At 47.3% G+C, this 19,393-nt stretch carries 19 protein-coding genes; 9 read left to right on the top strand and 10 right to left on the bottom strand.

What is annotated here, in order from left to right:
• Positions 1 to 74: 74 nt before the first annotated feature.
• Together MKY62_RS20365 and MKY62_RS20360 are read left to right on the top strand one after the other, a co-directional pair.
• On the top strand, positions 75 to 383 hold the full coding sequence (locus tag MKY62_RS20365) for a PadR family transcriptional regulator (RefSeq protein WP_011198424.1): 309 nt from the start codon (positions 75 to 77) through the stop codon (positions 381 to 383).
• Positions 384 to 395: 12 nt separating this feature from the next.
• Positions 396 to 1,589, top strand: a complete 1,194-nt coding sequence (locus tag MKY62_RS20360) for a chromate transporter (protein ID WP_003186312.1) — start codon at positions 396 to 398, stop codon at positions 1,587 to 1,589.
• Positions 1,590 to 1,631: 42 nt separating this feature from the next.
• On the opposite strand, the gene prpB is transcribed toward MKY62_RS20360, so the two are convergent.
• The 4 genes from prpB to MKY62_RS20340 all read right to left on the bottom strand — a co-directional run bounded on the left by prpB (position 1,632) and on the right by MKY62_RS20340 (position 5,899).
• Positions 1,632 to 2,549: a methylisocitrate lyase gene (prpB, locus tag MKY62_RS20355; protein WP_003186310.1), complete on the bottom strand. Its 918-nt coding sequence runs from the start codon at positions 2,547 to 2,549 to the stop codon at positions 1,632 to 1,634.
• 12 nt (positions 2,550 to 2,561) lie between these two features.
• Complete coding sequence (locus MKY62_RS20350) at positions 2,562 to 4,001, bottom strand: bifunctional 2-methylcitrate dehydratase/aconitate hydratase (RefSeq protein ID WP_003186308.1); 1,440 nt, start codon at positions 3,999 to 4,001, stop codon at positions 2,562 to 2,564.
• 35 nt (positions 4,002 to 4,036) lie between these two features.
• Entirely contained in the window at positions 4,037 to 5,152 is a 1,116-nt protein-coding gene (gene mmgD, locus MKY62_RS20345) for a citrate synthase (protein ID WP_016886304.1), read from the bottom strand.
• Positions 5,153 to 5,227: 75 nt separating this feature from the next.
• The gene (locus MKY62_RS20340) at positions 5,228 to 5,899 is read right to left on the bottom strand and encodes a GntR family transcriptional regulator (protein WP_003186304.1); all 672 of its coding nucleotides are present in this window, start codon (positions 5,897 to 5,899) and stop codon (positions 5,228 to 5,230) included.
• A 206-nt stretch (positions 5,900 to 6,105) separates the two neighbouring features.
• Between MKY62_RS20340 and MKY62_RS20335 the strand changes: the two genes are divergently transcribed.
• The 7 genes from MKY62_RS20335 to licH all read left to right on the top strand — a co-directional run bounded on the left by MKY62_RS20335 (position 6,106) and on the right by licH (position 12,443).
• Positions 6,106 to 6,696 (top strand): DNA-3-methyladenine glycosylase, encoded by a 591-nt coding sequence (locus MKY62_RS20335; RefSeq protein WP_003186302.1) that lies wholly within the window; start codon positions 6,106 to 6,108, stop codon positions 6,694 to 6,696.
• A 62-nt stretch (positions 6,697 to 6,758) separates the two neighbouring features.
• Entirely contained in the window at positions 6,759 to 6,866 is a 108-nt protein-coding gene (locus tag MKY62_RS20330) for a hypothetical protein (protein ID WP_003186300.1), read from the top strand.
• A 155-nt stretch (positions 6,867 to 7,021) separates the two neighbouring features.
• Positions 7,022 to 8,971, top strand: a complete 1,950-nt coding sequence (locus tag MKY62_RS20325; protein WP_003186299.1) for a BglG family transcription antiterminator — start codon at positions 7,022 to 7,024, stop codon at positions 8,969 to 8,971.
• A gap of 126 nt (positions 8,972 to 9,097) precedes the next feature.
• Positions 9,098 to 9,403, top strand: a complete 306-nt coding sequence (licB, locus tag MKY62_RS20320; RefSeq protein ID WP_003186297.1) for a PTS lichenan transporter subunit IIB — start codon at positions 9,098 to 9,100, stop codon at positions 9,401 to 9,403.
• A 14-nt stretch (positions 9,404 to 9,417) separates the two neighbouring features.
• Positions 9,418 to 10,770 (top strand): PTS cellobiose transporter subunit IIC, encoded by a 1,353-nt coding sequence (celB, locus tag MKY62_RS20315; protein WP_003186295.1) that lies wholly within the window; start codon positions 9,418 to 9,420, stop codon positions 10,768 to 10,770.
• Positions 10,771 to 10,785: 15 nt separating this feature from the next.
• Positions 10,786 to 11,115 carry a PTS lactose/cellobiose transporter subunit IIA gene (locus MKY62_RS20310; RefSeq protein WP_003186294.1) on the top strand — a complete coding sequence of 110 codons (330 nt, stop codon included), beginning with the start codon at positions 10,786 to 10,788 and terminating at the stop codon, positions 11,113 to 11,115.
• The gene (licH, locus tag MKY62_RS20305) at positions 11,115 to 12,443 is read left to right on the top strand and encodes a 6-phospho-beta-glucosidase LicH (RefSeq protein WP_003186291.1); all 1,329 of its coding nucleotides are present in this window, start codon (positions 11,115 to 11,117) and stop codon (positions 12,441 to 12,443) included. Before MKY62_RS20310 ends, licH begins: the two co-directional genes overlap by 1 nt.
• 101 nt (positions 12,444 to 12,544) lie before the next feature.
• Here licH and MKY62_RS20300 read toward each other — a convergent pair whose 3' ends face one another.
• The 6 genes from MKY62_RS20300 to dltA all read right to left on the bottom strand — a co-directional run bounded on the left by MKY62_RS20300 (position 12,545) and on the right by dltA (position 19,385).
• Positions 12,545 to 13,807, bottom strand: coding sequence for an MFS transporter (locus MKY62_RS20300; RefSeq protein WP_003186290.1), 1,263 nt, complete (start codon positions 13,805 to 13,807; stop codon positions 12,545 to 12,547).
• 232 nt (positions 13,808 to 14,039) lie between these two features.
• Complete coding sequence (locus MKY62_RS20295; RefSeq protein ID WP_003186288.1) at positions 14,040 to 15,131, bottom strand: branched-chain amino acid aminotransferase; 1,092 nt, start codon at positions 15,129 to 15,131, stop codon at positions 14,040 to 14,042.
• A gap of 170 nt (positions 15,132 to 15,301) precedes the next feature.
• A complete protein-coding gene (gene dltD / locus MKY62_RS20290) occupies positions 15,302 to 16,471 on the bottom strand; it encodes a D-alanyl-lipoteichoic acid biosynthesis protein DltD (protein WP_003186286.1) in 1,170 nt (389 codons plus the stop codon).
• Complete coding sequence (dltC, locus tag MKY62_RS20285; protein ID WP_003186284.1) at positions 16,471 to 16,707, bottom strand: D-alanine--poly(phosphoribitol) ligase subunit 2; 237 nt, start codon at positions 16,705 to 16,707, stop codon at positions 16,471 to 16,473. Before dltC ends, dltD begins: the two co-directional genes overlap by 1 nt.
• A gap of 15 nt (positions 16,708 to 16,722) precedes the next feature.
• Positions 16,723 to 17,880 carry a D-alanyl-lipoteichoic acid biosynthesis protein DltB gene (gene dltB / locus MKY62_RS20280; RefSeq protein WP_003186281.1) on the bottom strand — a complete coding sequence of 386 codons (1,158 nt, stop codon included), beginning with the start codon at positions 17,878 to 17,880 and terminating at the stop codon, positions 16,723 to 16,725.
• Positions 17,877 to 19,385, bottom strand: coding sequence for a D-alanine--poly(phosphoribitol) ligase subunit DltA (gene dltA, locus MKY62_RS20275; protein ID WP_003186280.1), 1,509 nt, complete (start codon positions 19,383 to 19,385; stop codon positions 17,877 to 17,879). The genes dltB and dltA overlap by 4 nt, the downstream gene beginning before the upstream one ends.
• Positions 19,386 to 19,393: the final 8 nt, after the last annotated feature.

The raw sequence follows: 19,393 nt of genomic DNA, 5'->3' as shown, positions 1-19,393 counted from the left end.
ACGGATGCTACACTTTCGTTATATATTATCGATATCGGATTTCGATATTGAATTTCGTTAAAGGGGGTGCGGTATTGGAAGATAAGGTATTGCGAAAGCTATTTCTAGGATTTATTCAAATTCATATTCTGCACCACGCCAGCGAACACCCGATTTTCGGATTGTGGATGCTTGAGGAATTGAAAGAGCACGGATATAACATCAGTGCGGGAACGCTGTATCCGATCCTTCATTCTATGGAAGCTGACGGACTTCTTCGAAAAGAAGAACAGAATGTGGACGGAAAGATCAGAAAATACTATTCAACCACGGAAAAAGGAGCAAGCGTACTGAAGGAAGCCAGATTGAAAGCATATGAACTGTTTAAAGAAATTAAAGAATAGAGGAGTGGAATGATGACAAAGCATAAAGCGGACAGAAGCTTGAAGTCGCTGCTTGAAATTCTATTCGTTTCAACCAGGCTTGGATTGACATCATTCGGAGGTCCGATCGCACATTTAGGATATTTTCATGCCGAATATGTCCGTAAAAGAAAATGGATGGACGAAAAAAACTATGCCGATCTGGTCGCTTTATGCCAGTTTCTGCCCGGTCCTGCCAGCAGCCAGGTGGGGATCGGAATCGGCGTGATGAGAGCCGGCGTCCTCGGCGGAATCTCAGCGTTCATCGGGTTTACTCTTCCATCTGTCATAGCGCTTGTATTATTTGCCATGGTTCTGCAAGGCTTCGATATTGGAACAGCCGGCTGGATTCATGGACTGAAAATCGTCGCCGTCGCCGTAGTCGCCCATGCCGTTATGGGGATGGCGCAAAAGCTGACACCTGATAAAAGGCGCAAAGCGATTGCGCTGTTTGCTCTGGTCGCCACTCTTCTCTGGCAGACGGCTTTTACACAGGTCGGAGTCATCCTGCTCGCCGCTTTCGCCGGATATCTTATCTATAAAGAGCAAGTTGAAACGGATGATTCCGTCATGCAGTTTCCTGTGTCGCGCCGGTTTGCAGCGGTCTGTCTCAGCTTGTTTTTCGGGCTTCTCATTTTGCTGCCGGTGCTCAGGGAAATGACATCTTCCGGCTGGATTGCCATGTTTGACAGCTTTTACAGGTCGGGTTCTTTGGTCTTCGGAGGAGGGCATGTTGTCCTGCCATTATTAGAACGGGAATTTGTACCGGCGGGATGGTTAAGTGAAGAGGCATTTTTGGCCGGATATGGAGCCGCACAAGCTGTTCCGGGGCCTTTGTTTACATTCGCTGCATATCTTGGTGCGGTGATCAGCGGCTGGCAAGGCGGATTGCTCGCCACAGCGGCGATTTTTCTGCCGGCGTTCCTGCTGATTCTGGGGACGCTGCCCTTCTGGGATACGCTGCGCCGCAATCCTAAAGTAAAAGGCGCTTTAATGGGAGTGAATGCAGCTGTTGTGGGGATATTGATTTCCGCGTTTTATCACCCGATCTGGACCAGCTCCGTATTGGCGCCGATCGATTTTGCATTCGCTGCGGTTTTGTTCAGCCTGCTTGTCTACTGGAAGCTCTCGCCGTGGATCATCGTTGCAGCCGGTGCTGTCGGCGGTGCGATGTTGCAGCTGTTGTAAGTGGAGAAGGCTGCCGATCATTCGGCAGCCTTGTTTCGCGTATCAACGGTGTTCTTTTCCGATTTCGGGAAGCACCGTTTTGGCAATATTTTCGTCCAGTTTTTCATAGTCGTAGTAATGAATCGCATCATATAATTCTTCGCGTGTCTGCATGTCATCGAGCACACCCTTTTGCGTGCCTTTTTCGAAAATCTCCGCGAAGACCCGCTCATAAGCTTTCGCGGCGGCGCGCAGGGAAGTCACAGGGTAAATAACCATGCTGCAGCCGAGCATTTGGAATTCGTCAGCCGTATAATAAGGCGTTTTTCCGAATTCGGTCATATTGGCCAGGAGCGGCGCTTTAATGGAAGAAGCCATTTCCCGGAATTCGGCTGCGCTCGTTAATGCTTCAGGAAAGATGGCATCGGCTCCCGCGTCGGCATATAAATTGGCGCGCCTGACGGCGGCTTCCATCCCTTCTGCTGCTTTTGCATCCGTCCGAGCCACGACAACGAGCGAAGGGGCGGTTTCTTTTATCGCTCTAATTTTTGCGATCATGTCCTCTGCGGGTACGAGCGTTTTTCCATTTAAATGTCCGCATTTTTTAGGCAGTTGCTGATCTTCGATTTGGACGGCTGCGACTCTGCTCTCGGCCATTTCGGCGGCCGTGCGTGCCGCATTTAGGACACCGCCGTAGCCGGTGTCGATATCGACCAAAAGCGGAAGATTTGCGGCTCTCACAAGTTCGCTTGCTTTTTCAGCGATTTCCTGGGAGTGTATCATTCCGAGGTCAGGGAGCCCGCGGCTTGCCGTGTAGGCGGCCCCGGAGAGATAGAGCGCTTTGAAGCCGATGTTTTTTGCGGTAATGGCAGCCATTCCGTCATGAACACCGGGTATTTTCAAAATATCAGGTGCTTTCATCAGTTTTCTGAATGCATTGGCCAGCTCTTCCTGAGTTGATTGTTTCGAGACAATCCACATATTCAAAACCTCCTAAATGACAAACAATTCCATGAAATCCGGTACAGGTGTACCGCTTAATCTGTGAGGATCATTCAGCAGGGCGTTGATTCGTTCCGCTTGCCCCGCCGGAAAGCGCGTTTTTAAATTATTGATAAATTTGTCTTTTAAGAGCGGGATGCCCTCGTTGCGGCGGCGCCGATGACCAATCGGGTATTCGACCGCGATTTTTTCCGAGTGTGTGCCGTCTTTATAAAACACTTGAACAGCGTTGGCGATCGAGCGTTTTTCCGGGTCGAGATAATCGACGGAATACTGTTTGTTTTCGACTGTCGTCATTTTTTCGCGCAGCCTGTCGATCTCCGGATTTTGCGCGGTTTCGTCTTCATAATGGTCAGCGGTAATATCGCCGTAGATCAGTCCGATCGCTGTTATATACTGAAGGCAGTGATCACGGTCAGCCGGATTGTGTAATTCTCCCGTTTTGTCGATAATCCGGATGGCCGATTCGTGCGTCGTGATCACGATTTGGCCGATGTCATCAAGTCTGTCCTTCACTTCAGGGTGAAGCCTGATCGCGGCTTCAGCAGCCGTTTGAGCGTGGAATTCAGCCGGATACGAAATTTTAAAAAGGACATTTTCGATGACATAAGAGTCGAGCGGTCTGGCGAGCGTCAATTCTTTTCCTCCGAATAAGACATCCTGAAACCCCCACATTGGAGCAGACAAAGCGGTTTTATATCCCATTTCGCCTTTCAAGGTCATCATCGCGAGCCTCACGCCGCGGCTAGTCGCATCACCGGCTGCCCAGGACTTACGCGAGCCGGTATTCGGAGCATGGCGGTACGTCCGCAGGCTTGAATTATCGACCCAGGCCTGGGAGACGGCATTGATAACATCCTGTTTTGTGCCCCCCAATAGTGAGCATGCCACAGCAGTGGAGGCGACTTTTACGAATAGCACATGGTCAAGCCCGTTTCTGTTTAAGCTGTTGTCGAGAGCAAGGACGCCTTGGATTTCATGAGCCTTAACAATTGCCGTCAGGACATCGTTAATCGTGAGCGGTTCCTTGCCCGCCGCGAGCAGCTGTCTGCTGACATAGTCGGCGCAGGCTAAAATCGCTCCGAGGTTATCTGACGGATGGCCCCATTCGGCCGCAAGCCATGTGTCGTTATAATCGAGCCAGCGGATCATGCAGCCGATATTAAAGGCGCCGTGAACAGGATCAAGCTCAAATTGCGTTCCCGGGACGCGGGTGCCGTTCGGGACGACGGTACCCGGGGCAATCGGGCCGAGATGCTTGGCGCATTCCGGATATTTGAGCGCCAATATTCCGCAGCCCAGTGTATCCATTAAGACGTAACGGGCGGTTTCAATCGCTTCTTCGCTTGAAATCTTGGCATTTACCGTATAGTCGGCGATCTCTTCCAGCAATTGATCACAGTTTTGGAGCGTTTGACTTTCAGTTTTCATAACATCTATCTCCCTTCTTTCTGAATCAAAGCGAATTATGGATGAAGATGACGCGGTCCCGTATAGTGAACTCTCGGGCGGAACAGCCTGTTGTCTTCATGCTGTTCAATGACATGCGCGCTAAGACCGACCGACCGTGCCGCGAAAAATATCGGAGTATAGAGATCGATCGGTATGCCGAGCAGGTAATAGACTGGAGCCGCATAGTAGTCGAGGTTCGGATACAGGCCTTTTTCTTCGCGCATCAGCTTTTCGCCGGCATCGCACATCTCATATAAATCCTGTCTGCCGGTTTTATGAGAAAGCGAATAGAGCGCCTTTTTCAGCAAGGCTGCGCGCGGGTCCATTTTTCTCATATAGACGCGGTGCCCAAAGCCCATGATTTTTTCTTTTCTGCTTAACTTATGTTCAATCAGCTTGCAGAAGCCCGATTTTGTTTCTCCTTCGAGCAGCATGTACATGACCGCTTCATTCGCACCGCCGTGCAAATGTCCTTTTAGCGATGCTACAGCGCCTGTGAAAGCACCGTATATATCTGTGTTTGTCGATGCGATGACTCTTGCGGCAAATGTGGAGTTCGGCATTTCGTGCTCGCTGTAAAGCATTAATGTCTGATCAAAGACGGCTGTTTCTTGGGGAGTCGGTTCTTTTTCCGTCAGCATATATAAAAAGTTCTGGCTGAATGAAAGCTGTTTGTCAGGCGTGATGACGTTTTTCTGGTGAAGGATGCGGTAGCTGTTGGCGGTAATATTCGGAACCTGTGCGATCAAGCGCAGCGCTTTGCTTCTGTTTGCTGCTTGAGATCTGTCATTCAATTCGGGATCATATCCTGCTAAAGCGGAAATCCCGGTTCGGAGCGCATCCATCGGATGGGTATTATTCGGAAGCGACTTCAGAATAGTATAGATTCCGCCGGGCAGTTCATACGCACTTTTTAAAGCGCTTTCAATTCCTTTCAATTCCATTGGATCTGGCAGCTTATCTTGAAGGAGAAGATAGACGAGGTCAAGATATGTTTTTTGTTCTGCAAGTTCGATTAAATCATAGCCTTTAATGACGATTTGTTCCGCTTCCGTATCTAAGAAAGAAATGTTCGTTTCTCCAGCAATAACGCCTTCTAATCCCGGTTTAAATACACCTTGTTTGCCCATTTTTCCACCTCTTATTCGTTTTTTAACATTTGTGTCAAAAACGTGCTGTGATAATGGCATTGGCTGTTCGGCGGATTAGTATGAACGTTCGAGCGTTTCTTCAATTGAACGTAAGCTTCGTTTAATGTGGGAACGCATGGCGGCTTCTGCCAAAACGCTGTTTTTTTCTTTGACGGCATTAAAAATATCCAAGTGTTCATTGAAAGATACAGACGGTTTGTAGTCAGGATTTTTGTATCCGCTGATTCTGCGATACCGTTCAATCCTGCTTTCAAGCTGATCCAGAAAACGTTTTGCGGTTGCATTTGTGCTGATGGCGTGCAAGATAGAATGAAATTCTGATCCGTATTTGACCGTATCTGTTTTGCGGCCCTTTACGGCAGCCAGCTTCATCAGTTCGATGCGGTCTTCAAGCTGATGAAGGCTCTCCGGCGTCACCAGCTGTGCGGCTTCGGCAGTGAGTAGTCCTTCAAGCGCTTCACGCACTTTAAAAACCTCTTTCGCTTCAGCGAGCGAAATCGGGCATACGCGAAGCCGGCCGTTCGGCTGTTTACTGACCAATCCTTCAAGCTCCAGCCGGTAAAGAGCCTGGCGAAGAGGAGTTCTGCTGATGTTTAAACCCTTTGCAAGACTGTCTTCAGCAAGCTGTTCAGAGGGAGGATATTCAAGTTCGATGATTTTCGTTCTTAATTCGTTATAAGCGTAATCACTTGCAGACTGTCTTTTGACTGGATTTGAAGAGTGCATGAAAAAAGCTTTCGCCTCCTTTTTTCAGAATATAATTATTATTGTATACAATAATACAGATATGTCAATGTCATCCACTGAAGACCAATAAATCATCTCATTCATCATTGCCTTCATTTCTGGCATCTCGTCTGTCGAAAATGGTAAAATATATCACAATCGACAAAGAGGCGATTTGCTTTTTAGCAAAAAGGAGGCCAACAAAAATGAATCCAGCTCACGAACCTCTCCCGCTCGAATTTTACAACAAGCCAACAATTGAACTTGCCAGGTCCCTGTTGGGCTGTCTTCTCGTTAAAGAAACGGAAGAAGGGCCTGCTTCAGGATATATTGTGGAGACAGAGGCTTATAAAGGGCCAGGGGACAGAGCAGCTCACAGCTATGGCAACCGCCGGACAAAGCGCACCGAAATCATGTATCGTGAAGCCGGCGTGGTGTATACGTACACCATGCATACCCACACACTCATCAATGTTGTAAGCGGAGGAGCCGATGAACCTGAGGCCGTGCTGATCAGAGCGCTTGAACCTCATGAAGGCCTCGCGCTGATGGAGAAGCGAAGGAGCGGAAAGAAACCGCGCGATTGGACAAACGGTCCGGGAAAGCTGACAAAGGCGCTTTCCATCACGATGAACGATTACGGCAGACCGCTGACGGGGCCGCCGCTTTATATCGCAAAAGGGTATGAACCCCAAGATATTTTGAGCGGTCCGCGAATTGGCATTGACAACTCAGGTGAAGCGAGGGAATACCCTTGGCGATTCTGGATAAAAGGGAACCGCTATGTCTCAAGATAGTTAAAAGGTTTGGCTCCCGTTCATCAGGGAAAACAGTAAAAAAAACAGGAGGGAGTCAAGCCATGAAAAAAATGATTAAAAGCGCCGTCAAATGGGCGCCTGTCATCTATCCGATCGCATGGAAAATCATTAAAAACCGAAGGGAGAAAAAGAATCTGAAAGCCGGTTAAACCGGCTTTTTTCTTGGAGAAAGGCCAAATTGACTTGAAAGCGCAGTCATAATAGAATTTACTTAACTATGAGACAAATTTCACAAAAAAATGAATATACCTGAGTGTATAGGTTTGTTCTCGGTTCAAGTATCTTAGTGGGAGGGTCTTTTTCTATGCTCAATGCTCGGCTTAAGCTTATCCTCGGCGAATTGATAGGGGCAGAATCACCATTAACCAGCGCATATTTGGCCAATGAGCTAAATGTGACCTCTCGGACGATCAGATCAGATGTGAAAGAATTAGACCGGCTTCTCTCCAAAAACGGCGCTGCCGTCCAATCGATCAGGGGTGCAGGCTATCGGCTCTCCATCAAGAATGACCGCCTCTTTCGCCAGCTTCTGCAGCACACATTTCATCAAGAGCTTTCTACTCCCGTTTTTCCAAATGAGCGTATTCTCTATTTATTAAAAAGGCTTCTCTTAACTGAGGAGTATGTCAAACTTGAAGATTTAGCCGCTGAGATGTATATCAGCAAATCGACGGTCCAAAACGATATGAGAGATGTGAAGAAAAGGCTTAAACCTTACGACATTGAGCTGAAGATCAAGCCGAATTACGGCTTTAAGCTGAAGGGAGATGAGATGAAGCTGCGATCGTGCATCGCAGAGCACCTTTTTCCAAAGCGGGAAACGGATATTGATATTATGAACACCCGGATATCCATTCTCCCAAAAGAAGAGCTTGCTATGATCCGTCAAACGATTTTAGAAAAAATAAGCGAAGATCAAATTTCTCTTTCAGATATCGGACTAAACAATCTTCTCATCCACGTCGCCATTGCATGCAAACGCATCCGAAGCGGCAAACATGTTTCTCTTTATTCCAAAGATGTAAAGGAGATTATGAATCATAAAGAATATGAAGTGGCGAGGGCGATTGTCCGCACTCTTGAACAAAAGCTGCACGTGGCGTTTCCAGAAAAAGAAACGGCCTACATCGCCATCCATTTGCTTGGCGCGAAAAGGACGGTTATGGCCGCCATTCGCAGCGGTGCAATCGAAAGCATGATGGATGAAGAAGAGACAGACCGGCTGACGCAATTGATCATGAAAACCATCGATCAAAAATTCACCCTCGGCATTGGGGATGACAAAGAATTAAAAATCGGTCTCGGCCTTCACCTAAAACCGGCTTTGAATCGCTGCAGATACGGCATGAATATCAGAAATCCAATGCTGGATGCAATTAAGGCCAATTATCCGCTCGCATTTGAAGCGGGTATTCAAGCCGGTGAAGTCATCAAAAGAGAGACGGGATTTGACATTCAGGAAAGCGAGGTCGGCTACCTCGCGTTGCATATAGGCGCAGCCATGGAAAGAAGAAACATGAACAGGCCCTCAAAACGCTGTATGATTGTCTGTGCTTCAGGGGCCGGAAGCGCCATGCTGCTTCAGGACAGACTGCGGGCAACATTCGGTTCAAAGCTTGAGATCCTTGGAACGGTTGATTACTACAAGCTGAATCAAATGTCGCTCCATGCACTCGACTTTGTTATCAGCACAATACCGCTGTCCGATGATCTTCCCATTCCGGTGATTCAAGTAAACACAATACTGGGAGGGGGAGATTTAACGAAAATAGAACAAGTGCTTGCCGAAGATGACGGAATCGCTTCGACTTATACGAGAAAAGAGCTTGTCTTTTTGCGGGAAAGTCTGTCTTCAAGAGAGGATGTCCTTCGCTTTCTGTGCGGAAAAGTGACGCAATCAGGGCTTGCAGACGCGGGGCTTGAAGCCTCGGTCTTTGAACGGGAGGCCGTTGCGCCCACTTGCTTCGGCAATCTGGTTGCGATTCCGCATCCGATGACACCAAAAACCGCTTCAACTTTTTGGGCGGTTTGCACGCTGCAAAAACCGATAGTCTGGGAGAATAAGAGGGTTCAATTCGTCTGCCTTCTTTGTGTAGAAAAGGACAATACAGCAAATTTGCAGGAGATGTACAAATTTTTGGGCCGTGTTTTAGATGACAGGGCGATTGTCCGGGAACTCCTGAAATGCAAAACGTACTGGGAGTTTATGTCCGTCTTTAAAAAAAGCGGGCCGGCTCATCGATATGCCAAATGAAGATGTCCCCTTGTCTTTTTTCCTCTTCGCTGAGGAAAATCATTAAGTGTATATGAAAACGGTTTCATTATATGATGAAACTGTAAGAGAGATCAGACACGATACGTAAAAGGGGGACTATTTAACATGAATATCTTATTAGCTTGCGCCGCAGGAATGTCAACGAGTCTGCTTGTGACGAAAATGGAAAAAAGTGCAGAGGAACAAGGAAAAGACTATAAAATCTGGGCCGTTTCCGGAGGAGAGGTTCAGAATCATATCGATAAAGCCGACGTATTGCTTCTTGGCCCGCAAGTCCGTTACATGCTCCCGCAATTAAAAAAATTAGGAGAATCGAAAGGTGTACCCGTCGATGTCATCAATACGGTCCATTACGGAACTTGTAATGGAGCTGAAGTGTTAAAATCCGCCGAACAGCTTGCCGGCTCTTAAAGGAGGCGGCACAAGTGAACAAGTTTAATGCATTTTTAGAGGAGAAGATCATGCCGGTTGCCGGCAGAATTGCCGCCCAGCGCCATTTGCAGGCTCTCAGAGACGGCATTATTCTGACCATGCCATTAATCATTATCGGATCGCTGTTTCTCATTTTAGCCAATTTGCCGATTCCGGGATATCCGGAATTCATGGCGGGGATTTTCGGCGATCAATGGGCTGAGAAATTAAGCTATCCGGTTAATGTCAGCTTTGACATTATGGCGCTGATCGCCACGTTTGGCATCGCCTACCGTCTGGCGGAGAAATATGATATCGATGCCCTGTCATCGGGCGCCATTGCCGTAGCAGCTTTTCTGCTTGCGACCCCCTACCAGATTCCGTTCACACCCGAAGGCGCAACAGAGGAAATTTTAGTGTCAGGCGGCATCCCGATTTCATTAATGGGAAGCAAAGGTCTGTTTGTCGGCATGCTGATCGCGATGTTCTCCACTGAGGTTTACCGCTGGGTCGTTCAAAAGGATATTGTCGTCAAAATGCCGGACGGCGTACCGCCGGCTGTCAGCAAATCATTTATCGCTCTGATTCCGGGATTCGCCGTTATCGGCTCGATCTGGGCGGCCCGCCTTTTAATTGAAATGACGCCGTTTGAAAGCCTCCATAATGTCGTCAACGTCCTTTTGGGAACGCCTCTTTCCGTCCTTGGCGGCAGTCTCGGCGGAAGCCTTATTGCCGAAACTGTGAAAATGCTGCTGTGGTCCTGCGGCCTTCATGGAGCAAACATTGTCGGCGGAGTGATGTCGCCGATCTGGTACGGAGCGATGGACGAAAACCGTCTCGCTTTCCAAGCCGGAGAAGCGCTCCCGAACATATTTACGACGCAGTTTTTTGAGATTTGGATCAACATCGGCGGCAGCGGCGCTACTTTGGCTTTGGTCATTACGATGTTTCTTAGGGCGCGAAGCAAGCAAATGAAACAGCTCGGCAGACTCGCCATCGGCCCCGCTGTTTTTAACATCAACGAACCGATTATCTTCGGCATGCCGATCGTCATGAACCCGATGCTGCTGATCCCGTTCATCGTGTCGCCGCTGCTGATGATAACGGCAACCTATATTGGAATGAGCACAGGTCTTGTTGCAAAGCCGGCTGGGATTGCCGTGCCGTGGACGATGCCGCCCGGCTTTTCCGGATATTTGGCAACAGGAGGGAAAATTTCCGGAGCGGTCATGCAGCTGATCAATCTGTTGATCTCGTTTGTCGTATACTATCCGTTCTTTAGAATGTGGGATAAACAAAAGCTGAAAGAAGAGAGCGAACTGGAGACCGGAACGGCTGCAAGCGATGGTCAACAGGTCAGTGTATAGAAAAGGGGTGCCAAAATGTCCGAGGAATTGGAACGAACGATATTTCAAATTATCCTTCACGGAGGAAACGGCAGGAGCTTTTGCATGGAAGCGATAGCCGAAGCCAAAAAGGGAGATTTCGCAGCTGCAAAAGAAAAGATCCGGGCGGCTGACGAAGAACTGATCAGGGCGCATCACTTTCAGACAGCTTTGATTCAAAATGAAGCGAAGGGTGCGAAAACCGAACCTTCACTGCTCATGATTCATGCCCAGGATCATTTAATGAATGCGATGACCATGAAAGATTTGGCCGCGGAGATTGTCGAGCTCTATGAAAAAATGAATATCCACGGAGGTGTCAATTGATGAAAAAAGGATTGAAAATCGTAACAATTGGCGGAGGTTCAAGTTATACGCCCGAGCTTGTCGAGGGATTAATCAAACGGCATGACGAGCTTCCGGTCAGCGAGCTCTGGCTCGTCGATATACCGGAAGGGGAAGAAAAACTTAATATCGTCGGCACGCTGGCGAAGCGAATGGTCGAAAAAGCAGGCGTCCCGATCAAAGTCCATCTGACGCTAGACCGCAGGGAGGCTTTAAAAGACGCTGATTTTGTCACGACGCAATTCCGCGTCGGCTTGCTCGAAGCGAGAGCAAAAGATGAACGAATTCCTTTAAAATACGGGGTGATCGGTCAGGAAACAAATGGACCGGGCGGCCTTTTCAAGGGGCTTCGCACCATTCCGGTCATCCTTGAGATTGCAAAAGACATCGAAGAACTGTGCCCCGACGCGTGGCTTGTCAATTTTACCAACCCGGCAGGCATGGTGACTGAAGCGCTGCTCCGCTATTCTAATTTGAAAAAAGTCGTCGGGCTCTGCAATGTGCCGATCGGCATGAAGATGGGGGTTGCAAAGGCGCTCGATGTTGATGAAAGCCGCATAGACATTCAATTTGCAGGATTAAATCATATGGTGTTCGGACTCGACGTTTTCCTTGACGGCGTCAGCGTCAAAGACAAAGTGATCGAAGCGATGGCAGATCCAGAAAATGCGATGACGATGAAAAATATCTCCGGAGAATCGTGGGAACCCGACTTTATCCGCGGCCTTGGCCTGATTCCGTGCGGCTACCACCGCTACTACTATAAAACACAGGAAATGCTTGAACACGAACTGGAGGCTTCAAAAACGGAAGGAACGCGTGCAGAGGTTGTTCAGCAAGTTGAAAAGGAATTGTTTGAGCTGTATAAAGATCCGGAGCTGGCGATCAAACCGCCCCAGCTTGAAAAGCGCGGCGGCGCATATTACAGTGATGCCGCCTGCAACTTGATCAGCTCGATTTACAATGACAAGCACGATATTCAACCTGTTAACACGATGAATAACGGAGCGATCGCAAGCATTCCTGATGACTCCGCAGTGGAAGTCAACTGTGTCATGACGAAAAACGGGCCGAAACCGATCGCGGTCGGAGATTTGCCTGTCACCGTGAGAGGTCTTGTCCAGCAAATTAAATCGTTCGAACGCGTTGCGGCTGAAGCGGCTGTTACAGGCGATTACAACACTGCACTTGTGGCCATGACGATCAACCCGCTCGTTCCGTCCGACAAAATTGCGAAACAAATACTGGACGAAATGCTTGAAGCGCATAAAGAGCATCTTCCGCAGTTTTTTAGATCTGTAGAAGCATAGGAATAGATTTGAGGTTCCGGTGTGTTTGCCGGAACCTTTTCATTGTTGGAGGCGCCGCTGCGCCCGCCTGACCCGGTGAAACTGCGGCCGTCACATTCGTACTACATATTTGCGCTAGCTTCTTTTTCTTTTATCAGATCTGACCGCCGGGCCCTGGCAAGCTGAGTAAATATGAGGATGCCGATGCCCGCAATGATTTCGATGAAGCCGCCGATTGCAATCACGTTTCCCGCGCCAAGCATTTTTGCGGCATATCCGCAGGCAATTGCCCCTAAAGGAAGCGATAGATTTGTGATCATATGGATGACTGCAAACACTTGAGGCTGGTCATCCCCTTCGACAGATGTCTGGATAATCGTGAATTCGGGGACATTAATCGAGCTGATGGCTGCCCCGAATGCAAAGGCGGCGAGAAATACGAGCGGCAGGAAAGTATTCAGTCCTGCGATAAAATAAGCTGCACCTTCGAGAATGCCTGCCGTAATAAAAAGGAGTCCGTACCTGTTGATTTTTACTTTTGCAAGGATAAATCCCAGTAAAAATGCTCCTCCTGCCGTCGTCGCCTTCAGCAGCGAGTGGATGAACGGCGTTCCGTTTAAATCCTCAGCAACATATACCGCGGAAAGGGCTTCCCAGGGTGAAGCCGCCAGGTTCATGAAGATGCAATAAATCGCGAGCGGATATAATATTTTGTGGTTTTTCACCAATGTAAATCCTCTTTTTAATCTCGCAAAATATGTACCTCTTTGAGCAAGAGACTTAGACTGTGAATGAGTCCGGGTGATGCTGTATTTGATGCAAAGCATGAATAGGCCCGATATGATATAAAAGATAAATGAAAAGACCAAAGTCGTTGCAGGACCGATAAAAGTCAGCAGCACTCCGCACAATGTAACGGCTCCCAGCCTGATGATTTCTGAAGAAGACTGGAGAATCGCGTTGGCTTTTTGGATGAGATTTTCGTTCACGATCTGCGGAATCAGCGTAATTGACGCCGGGTTATATGTCGCGCCTGTTGCCGAATGGATGATCATGAGGCCTAAAACAAACCACATCGGTGAAAAGCCGTTTAAATAGCAAATCGGTATAGTAATGACGACGGCTGCCCTTGTTAAATCCGAAAAGTACATCCAGAATTTCAGGGCGCTTCTTTTGACTAAAGGCCCTGTAATCGGCGCCAAAAAGGCTTCGGGGAGAAAAGTGACGGCAAGAAGCAGGGAAGTGCCGATTGCACCTTTTCCGTCAAAGATTAAAAACCATAAAATAGAATTGAAGGCAAAACAGTCAGCAGAGATTTTGATTAGCCTGGAGATGAAAAGGAACGTGTAATTCTTTTCCCAGACGCTCAATTTTGTTTGATCCATCGTTCAGCGTCCTTTCTTGATTTGCGTGTTACATCAGAACGGATAATCTCTCCTTTCCGGCATGGTTATTGATAATTTTAACATAAAGTATATAAAATGGAATCGTTTTATGCGGGAGGGATTGCAAGTCGGATTGAAAAAGAGGCAAGTAGGGTGGAAACAGAGCCTGCCGCCGGCGAATTTTACGATAAGGGTGCAAGCCCTCTTTTTTGCAAAAGAGAGCTTAAACCGCTTAGCAGGACTGGCTTACTTTATCAACTTCAACTGTCCAGCCGAATGTGTCAGGCAAAGCGCCTTTTTGAATACCGGTGATCGTTTGGTAGAGCCTTTTGGCGATTTCTCCAGTTTGACCGTTGTTGATCACAAGGCTTTCGTCTTTCCAGATCAGCTCGCCGACGGGGGAAATGACAGCGGCGGTTCCGGTGCCGAATGCTTCCTCAAGCAGGCCGTCTTTGTGAGCCTGAACCAGTTCATCAACTGAAATTTTTCTTTCGGTTACGGAGAGTCCCCATTGTTTTAAGAGATGGATGACGGAGTTTCTCGTAATGCCTTCCAAAATGCTTCCGTTTAGAGCCGGAGTGACAATTTCACCGCTGATTTTGAAGAAGATGTTCATGCTGCCTACTTCTTCAATGTATTTCTTTTCAACTCCGTCAAGCCACAGCACTTGTGAGAAGCCTTTGCTTTCCGCAACTTCCTGAGCCTTCAGGCTCGCAGCGTAGTTTCCGGCCGTTTTCGCATTGCCTGTACCGCCTGCCACAGCACGGACAAATTCGCTTTCAACAGCAATTTTCACAGGGCGGATGCCTTCTTTGTAATAAGATCCGACCGGCGATAAAATGATCAGCATTTTATACATATTGGATGGGGCGACGCCAAGGTACGGTTCTGTTGAAATAATGAACGGACGGATATAAAGGGATGTCCCCTCAGCTTGAGGAATCCATTCCTTGTCGATCTGAACCAGCTGCTTCAGCCCTTCCAGAACGATTTCAGGATCAATCCGGGGAATGCAGAGGCGGTCGTTGGATTTATTGAGTCTCTCGAAGTTTTTTTCAGGTCTGAACAGAAGAACTCTGCCTTCGCTTGATAAATAAGCTTTTAATCCTTCAAAAACGGATTGTCCGTAGTGGTAAACCATTGCAGCCGGGTCCATTTCAATCGGCTGGTAAGGAACGATTCTCAGATCGTGCCAGCCGTTTTCAGCCGTATAGTCCATGATAAACATGTGGTCGGTAAAGGTCCGGCCGAATTCGAGCTTGTCAGCCTCTGGCTTTTGCTTTTTTGCTGTACTGAGCTGTACGCTGATCGTTTGTTTTGTCATATTCATTCTCCCTGCCGTTTCTAGTCTTTTTCCAAAAAATATTTATCTTCTATTTTAAACCTTCTCTTGATAATCGCAATAGATTTCAGAGAAATTTGTAAAATAGAATTTTTGGAAACATTAGAAATTTAAAACAGAAAAAAAGGGACTCCCCAGCGGGGAATCCTTTTTTATGATGACTTTTTATAAAAAGCTTCGATCTCCTGATCGACGTAAACCCAGCCTTTCCAGCCAAGGTGGAGCGTATCTTTCAAGAAGTACGGATCATATTCATGATTCGTTAAATCAGCAACTTGAAAGCCCTCTTGTTCGATTTCTTTTTTGATCTTTTTATAGAAATCCGTCCGGCCTTTTTTAGGGAAGCCGGTATAGTCGTAAAATTTGCCGTGGACCGGAACCGAGATGAACAGCGGTTCTGCGCCGGATTCTTTCAAAACATCCATCATGAGATGGAAATCGTGGAACTCGACGGACTCGGCATAGTTCATCTTTTTATTATGGCCTTTAAGCTTTTTCAGCTTCGGCTTCAATTTCTTATAAACGCCGTTTGAGATTTTAAACTCATTGTTCCGGGATTCTTTGGCGCCGACCTTTTCGGCCATCTGTTTTAATTCATCCCACGATTTGTTTTTTACATCTTGGGAAATGGTCCGCTTCGGTCCGTCTCCTTCAACCATGGAATAATAGATGTCCTTTTTCTCCAGAATGCTTTGGTAAGCTTTTGCCGGCGGCGTCAGAAGAGACAGTGCCACCTTGTCCTGGTCGAGCTCGGCTTTAAAAAGGGCTGAAAGCAGAGCGTCATTTTTCACTGCATGAAATTTAAGCATGCGTTTGATGATTTTTTTCTTCAGCCCGGAATCGACATTTTGATTGAACACAAGATCGTATGCCTGCAAAGCCGAGAAGTTCGGCGCAAAGTGGGCTTCGTCCGAGCCGTGTTTTTGAAACCACTGCGGAGAGATAATGAAAACGATTTTCTTGCCCTTTAATTGATCAGACTGCGCCGCAAAGTTGATCGCGTGAATCAAGGACTGTGAGCCGCCTTTTCCGACCAGGTAAGGCGTGAACCCTTGATTGTTTACTTTAAAATAGTTAGACGGATGGAATGCATCTAACCGGGACAATTCCGATGATCCGAAAATCGGCAGATATTTCGGGTCTTCAAGCGCTTTGCCTTGAAGATACATCCCCTGGAACATCATCGGGTTTAATTCTGTAGCTGAAGTTTCGACGCGATCTTTAGGAACCAGCTTTGTCAGCCATGCATTTGGGATCAAGATCGCGGTGAAAAAAAGTAAAAATGCCAAGATGATTGGCCCGAATAAAAAACGCTTTTTCATTATCTCAACTCATTCAGCTGCTTTATGATTTGATTTGGCGTGTTCCATGCATCCCGGTCAAACTCTGTAATCGGCACTGTGATGTTAAAATGGCTTTCGAATGCGAGCAGCAATTCCACCGTGCCGAAGGAATCGAGGATTCCCTCTTCGAATATATCAATATCCGGATTTTCCTTTACGATATCGTCCTGACATACCTCTGCTAAAACTGAAAGTACTTCTTGATTAAAATCCATTATGAAAATCTCCTTTTAGTGTATTAGTTTCCCTGAGAAAATTAAAAATCCAAAACATACAAAGTGGAAGGTCACCACAATTGAGACGGCTGTCGTCCACTTGTTGTTCGGCCACCACTTGTGCTTCTTATTCCATTTTTCAAAGAAGTTAAAGCCGACCATGAGCAGCGCGTGATACAGCCCGTAGACGATGTACTGAGGGGCAAGGCCGTGCCAGACGCCCATCAGAAGGAACAGCAGCACATATCCGATATTGGAAACAGCCATCCGGTTTGTGATCCATTTTTTCTTCGTCATCCAAAGGACAAAGCGCATGAAGACGTAGTCTCTGAACCAGAAGGAAAGCGACATATGCCAGCGGTTCCAGAAATCTTTAATATTGCGGCTGATGAACGGCTTATTAAAGTTTTCAGGGGATTTGATTCCCATGATATAGCTGACGCCGACCGCAAAAGCCGTGTATCCGGCGAAGTCAAAAAACAGATAAAGGCTGTACGCATACATGTATGCCAATCCATGCGAGAAGCTGCCGGAAGTCAAAAACGGCAGTTTCATTATGACATACGTATTAATGCAGTAGCCGATAATGAATTTGTACAAAAAGCCGAGAAAAATTTTATTGATTCCTTTGTAAAGCAGTTCTTCGTATTGCTCCTTTGTCCAAACCGTCTGATCGTCTTTTTCAAAACGGCGGTACCTGTCGATCGGACCTGACGAGATGGTTGGAAAAAAGAGAATAAAGTAAAGCAGTCTGCTGATTGGGAGCTGCTTTTTAATGAGACCGTCGCGGGTTTCAATGATGAGCTGAACCCCTTTAAAAGTTAAATACGAGATTCCGAGAAATGTTGCCCAGTTGTCAACGGCGAAAAACGGCAGCAGCTTTGACAGTGCCAGAGGCAGGATAGAAGCTGCTGCAGCCAGACAAAATACGATGCCGCTGTTCGCTTTTAGACGGTAAGCGATATAGCCTTTGATCAGAACCGTCTGCCAAAGCGTAAACAGGCACAGCATGATCAGCCCGTGCAGGCTGTTCGAAAAAATAAGCGCCAGAACCAGAACGGAAACCGCCATATTATATAAGCGGAAGCTTTTTCCGTTCAATCCGAGAATGATGGTCGGCGCCAGTAAAATTCCTAATATAATGAAGAAAAGAAATGAACCATAAGGCGTCATACGGTTACCTCTTCTTTTAATCTCTTGCGGTCGATTTTACCGTTTGCTGTCATCGGAATCTCTTTTTGATACATGAATTTTCTCGGAATCATATAGGCCGGCAGCTTGCTGCCCAAATCTTTCTTAATCGCGCTGGTTAACTGGTATTCCTTTTCGAAATCGTGTTCGGCAGGCACAATCATGGCGATCAGATACTCGATTTTCTCCTCGCGGTAGAATGGAATAACGACTGCCGACTGCACATATCGGGACTGATTGATTTGATATTCGATTTCTTCAAGCTCAATCCGGTAGCCGTGCAGTTTGATTTGGAAATCGAGTCTTCCGAGGAAGAAGAGCTGGCCGTTTTCTTTGTAACCTGCGTCACCGGTGCGGTAAGCAGGGGAGCCGTTGTAAGAGAAAAACGCTTTTTCCGTCAGCGCTTTTTCGCCTAAATAGCCTTTGCTGACGCTTGCTCCGGTAATTATGATCTCGCCTTTTTCCCCGTCTTGGACGGCTTTTCCGTCTTCATTGATGATTACGATTTCGGTTTCGGGCTTTTCAGAACCGACGGGAAGAGAAGAATACTTGTTTAATACGTCGTCTGTTACTTCGATGGAAGTGACGGCAACGGTCGCTTCGGTCGGGCCGTATGTGTTAAAAACACGAGCCTTTGGAAATCTTTCTTTAAGCTGTCTGGCGACTGACGCAGGAAGCGTTTCTCCGCAGAACATAAACAAGCTCAGCTCCGGAAGCAGCTCTTCCGAATAAGACGGATCCATCAAGCACATTTGTGCGAATGAAGGCGTCGATGTCCAGACGTTGACGTTGGACTGTTTCAGTGCTTCAAACAATAGTTTCGGCCGATTAATCATGTCTTTCGTAACCGTCCATAAGGTGCCTCCGGACTGCAGGCACGGATAAAGGTCCATTACCGATAAATCAAAGGAAAACGGGGCTTGATTTAAGAACACTTGGCCGCTTTCCACCGGAAAGTCATTCGTGATCCAATCTGTGAAGCTCTGAAGGTTATCGGCTGAGATTTGCACGCCTTTTGGATTTCCCGTGCTTCCGGATGTGTAGATAATGTAAAAAGTATCTTCCCCATGTACCCAGCGTCCGGGATCTGTCTCCGGCACCCCGTCTCCTTCAAGAACGCCCGGTTCCACTACGGAAATGAGGGCATCTCCCGTGTCAACCGAAGTGCCTGAATTATTGAGCAGAAGCTCGGCTTTTGAACTGTTGATGATTTTCAGAATCCGGTCTGCCGGAATCGATACGTCAACTGGAATGTACGGATGCCCGGCTTTTACACAAGCCAGGAAGGAAACCGCCATAACCGGTTTCATATGTCCGTAGACAATGATCGGAGAAGCATCTGTTAAAGCTTCGCTTTGAATCCTTGCGGCAAGGCGCTCAGATTGTGACCAAAGCTCTCCGTATGTCAGCTTTTCTTCTTCATTCACAAAAGCAAGGGTATCGGGTTGTGTTTGCGCGTATTTTTTAATTGTTTCAATCAGTTTCATTGTTTTCT

Source organism: Bacillus sp. FSL R7-0646, from assembly GCF_037969865.1.
GTDB classification, from domain to species: Bacteria; Bacillota; Bacilli; order Bacillales; family Bacillaceae; genus Bacillus; species Bacillus licheniformis.
The sequence above is the reverse complement of the archived record's forward strand: the minus strand, read 5'-3'. Positions and strand labels throughout refer to the sequence as shown.

Bases quoted from the DNA above. Each gene is read 5' to 3' on its own strand.
- MKY62_RS20300 (WP_003186290.1), bottom strand. From the start codon at position 13,807: ATGGATCAAACAAAATTGAGCGTCTGGGAAAAGAATTACACGTTCCTT.
- mmgD (WP_016886304.1), bottom strand. From the start codon at position 5,152: ATGGGCAAACAAGGTGTATTTAAACCGGGATTAGAAGGCGTTATTGCT.
- MKY62_RS20330 (WP_003186300.1), top strand. From the start codon at position 6,759: ATGAAAAAAATGATTAAAAGCGCCGTCAAATGGGCGCCTGTCATCTAT.
- licH (WP_003186291.1), top strand. From the start codon at position 11,115: ATGAAAAAAGGATTGAAAATCGTAACAATTGGCGGAGGTTCAAGTTAT.
- dltB (WP_003186281.1), bottom strand. From the start codon at position 17,880: ATGACGCCTTATGGTTCATTTCTTTTCTTCATTATATTAGGAATTTTA.
- MKY62_RS20360 (WP_003186312.1), top strand. From the start codon at position 396: ATGACAAAGCATAAAGCGGACAGAAGCTTGAAGTCGCTGCTTGAAATT.
- dltC (WP_003186284.1), bottom strand. From the start codon at position 16,707: ATGGATTTTAATCAAGAAGTACTTTCAGTTTTAGCAGAGGTATGTCAG.
- MKY62_RS20295 (WP_003186288.1), bottom strand. From the start codon at position 15,131: ATGACAAAACAAACGATCAGCGTACAGCTCAGTACAGCAAAAAAGCAA.
- dltA (WP_003186280.1), bottom strand. From the start codon at position 19,385: ATGAAACTGATTGAAACAATTAAAAAATACGCGCAAACACAACCCGAT.
- dltD (WP_003186286.1), bottom strand. From the start codon at position 16,471: ATGAAAAAGCGTTTTTTATTCGGGCCAATCATCTTGGCATTTTTACTT.
- MKY62_RS20340 (WP_003186304.1), bottom strand. From the start codon at position 5,899: ATGCACTCTTCAAATCCAGTCAAAAGACAGTCTGCAAGTGATTACGCT.
- licB (WP_003186297.1), top strand. From the start codon at position 9,098: ATGAATATCTTATTAGCTTGCGCCGCAGGAATGTCAACGAGTCTGCTT.
- MKY62_RS20335 (WP_003186302.1), top strand. From the start codon at position 6,106: ATGAATCCAGCTCACGAACCTCTCCCGCTCGAATTTTACAACAAGCCA.
- MKY62_RS20310 (WP_003186294.1), top strand. From the start codon at position 10,786: ATGTCCGAGGAATTGGAACGAACGATATTTCAAATTATCCTTCACGGA.
- MKY62_RS20350 (WP_003186308.1), bottom strand. From the start codon at position 4,001: ATGAAAACTGAAAGTCAAACGCTCCAAAACTGTGATCAATTGCTGGAA.
- prpB (WP_003186310.1), bottom strand. From the start codon at position 2,549: ATGTGGATTGTCTCGAAACAATCAACTCAGGAAGAGCTGGCCAATGCA.
- MKY62_RS20325 (WP_003186299.1), top strand. From the start codon at position 7,022: ATGCTCAATGCTCGGCTTAAGCTTATCCTCGGCGAATTGATAGGGGCA.